A 2,998-nucleotide genomic window follows, 5' to 3' on the forward strand; every position below is an offset into this window, starting at 1 on the left:
GAAGGCGGTGCTGTAAATGTAGAAGTTAAAGATGGTATTCTCTATATTAACGGTGAAGCTCAGGAACTGAATGATGAAGTAGGTAGCAAGGTAGTAGTTGTTGACAACGGTAACGGTACTTATACCTTGACTGTAGACGGTACCAGCATTGTGTTGCCGAAAGCTTCTGTTTCTGTAGGTATTATAGCTACTGATGAAGTATATTTCACAAACTTGTCACATGTGGTGAAAGCTGAAGATCAAGCTGCCCAACCTACTACAGAATGGGGACAAAACGCTGAAGGCGGAATTGTTTGGGGAACAGCTGATAGCTATAGAGGTAATTGGAAAGGTTTGAGATCTGTAGCGAAAGGTCAGTTGCTGGTAGGCCAGATTTCTACTGTACAAGTTAAAGTTAATGCTGCTACATTCGATTTGGAAACAGCAGATTTGTCTTTGGTTAATACATTAGGTGAAGAAGCTCCTGTAACTGTTACTCCTGTTGCAGAAGGTAAAAAAGGCCCTGCTGTTGCCGATACTCGTGCTGCAGATGCAAATGGAGTTTGGAATTTGAAAATCGAGATGAAGAGTGATGTAACAGCCGACAATATTGCTACTAAGTTTGCAGCTAAAGATGCTGATAATGTATATCAAAATGTGAAATATGCTTTGGCTGTTGATGGTAAAGTAGCAACAGATTATATTTACTTTATTGATACAAAACAAGCAAAAGTAAATAGTACCGATGTGTTCTCATTTACTCATGGTTCCGCAACAACTTCTTTGAACTTTATTAAAGATGGTTCACCTAAGACGGCTGTTGTACTGAATACAGGTGAGACTGCTGTAGATGAAATTCCTATTGGAACATCTACGACTTTCTATTTAGCTCCGAAATTGAAAGATTCTAACACTAAAATGTATGTAGACCGTGTTTATGATTCATATATCGAAATCAAAGATCAGGACTTAGCTGATAAACATGGTATTACTGCTAGTGGTATGACTTTGAATGTTTCTGCTGATGCCGCTGCATTAACTAATTTCCCTATTGTTGTTCATGTGTTGGACATTAATGGTAATGAAGCAGAATCAGCTGAATTGAATGTTAAGTTTGCTGCTTCAACTGTTGCAGATCAGACTCTTGGTGATCAGAAATATACATTGATGCCTTCAACTGACCCATATAAGAAATTTGTAGTAGTTGAGTTGGGTGATGTGTTTACAAGCTTGACAGCTGATGAAGCTGTAGCAATTTCTACTGCTAACGGTCTAACAGGTACTGCAACATGGTACAGTGCTTATGCTGCTGAAGATAATAAGCTGTTTACTACTGATGGTACTGACGTAGACGGTATGAGTAAAATTACTAACTTAACTACATCAGGTAAGGAAGTATTGTTCTATGAAACTAAAGAACAGGCTTTGGCTTATGGCTTGAAGTATGATAAAGATGTAGCAATTAAGCTTACTGATGGTACTAATGCAGATGTTAAGGCTTCTACTATTAGAAAGATTGCTTATGCAGTAATTCCATTTGATGCTATTAAGACTGATGCATTGCCAAATGTTGCTGCTCCGCTTACTCTTGTATTGAAAGATAAAGATGGAAATGAAATCAGAAAAGCTTCTGGTACTTATACTGTAACATTGCCATCATTCGATGATGTATTGGTAGCAAATACTAATAAGGTATGGAAGGAAAATACATTCTATACTCGTGTAGCAACAACCAATGGTACTGATGCTAAGATTTCTTTAGTACAGCCATTTAAGTCTAAAGTTGCTGAAGATAAGATTGGATACATCGATTTGAATACTGCTGATAGCTGGTTGTCATACGAATTGAAATATACAGACTTTGCTAAGGAAGATCAGTATATTAAGATTGCAACTGGTGATAAAACTACAACTTTGGGAATAATGACAGGTGACTTCATTAATGAAGATAAAGCAGAATTGTTGCACGATATCGATGTAGTTGCTACTTTGAATTTATTATATGATGATCATTACCAGAACTTCAAAGTAACTAAAGAATTCAAAGTTTATCTGCAGTCTATCTTCGAAGGCTCAACAGTTTCTTACTATGAAGGTGGTAAAGAAGTTACTGGTGCAATGACTTTGGAAGAATCTCAGTATATTTACGGAGGTTATAAGATTGATGATAAGAAAGAAGGTTTGTATATGAACTTTGATGGTGAAACTCAGCCTATTAATCTTCATTCTGGTAGTCAAGATAATACTATCTTTACAACTGGTTATCAAGCTGGATTTGGTTCAGCAACACCTCAGAAGCCTAATCCTATGCCTGGAGCTCAGAAAGTGAAAAATTCTGTATATTATATCTATCGTGCAGATGGTGCTTCTGGTAAATTAGAGGTAACTCCAACTAAGATTGACACTAATGATAAGAAGGCACAAGTTTATGCTCTTAGCGTAGTTCTTGAAGGTCAAACTTCGGGTCAATTGATTTTCTCATTTGTTGATAAGATGGGTGTTAAGGTAGATGCTACTTTGGATTATCAAAAGAACGCTCCAGAAACAGCAGAATAATTCTGTAATTTATAATAAAAAGAGTGGCCGTAAAGGTCACTCTTTTTTTATATTCGCATAGCATGATTGTATTCTGGGAAATAATGCATGACACAGTTTATTTTACACTATCGCTTTATAAGGTTTTTGATTGAGCCTAAAATGGCGGGGTATTAACGACCAATGCCGTGCATCACTTAAATGCTGTATCCTGCCGAGAAAATTATGGAATCACCTGCCACTCCCCGATAGTCCCCGTTTCCGAAGAGAAGGAGGCACCAATCTTAAATAATTTACGGGAATCCGAAGCATATTCGCGGGCATAACCTTTTTCCTCTATCTGCTGCAGGGCCTCGGCAGCCGTGCCGTCCAGCTTGAACTCGAAGATATAGACATACTGCGGCGTTTCTATCACACAGTCCACCCGTCCCTGGCTCTGCGCCTTCTCAATGTAAACGGTATAGACACTCAGCATCCGGAGAAT

The 2,998-nt window shown here is 38.0% G+C and carries 2 protein-coding genes; one reads left to right on the top strand and one right to left on the bottom strand.

Going from position 1 to position 2,998, the window contains the following annotated elements:
• Window positions 1–2,535 (top strand): hypothetical protein (locus C510_RS17590; RefSeq protein WP_018712238.1); only part of this gene is annotated, 2,535 nt, incomplete at its 5' end.
• Window positions 2,536–2,737: 202 nt separating this feature from the next.
• On the opposite strand, the gene C510_RS0115800 is transcribed toward C510_RS17590, so the two are convergent.
• On the bottom strand, window positions 2,738–2,998 hold a 261-nt coding region (locus C510_RS0115800), incomplete at its 5' end, for a PD-(D/E)XK nuclease domain-containing protein (protein WP_026320264.1).

The organism is Phocaeicola barnesiae DSM 18169 = JCM 13652, from assembly GCF_000374585.1.
Lineage (GTDB): Bacteria > Bacteroidota > Bacteroidia > Bacteroidales > Bacteroidaceae > Phocaeicola > Phocaeicola barnesiae.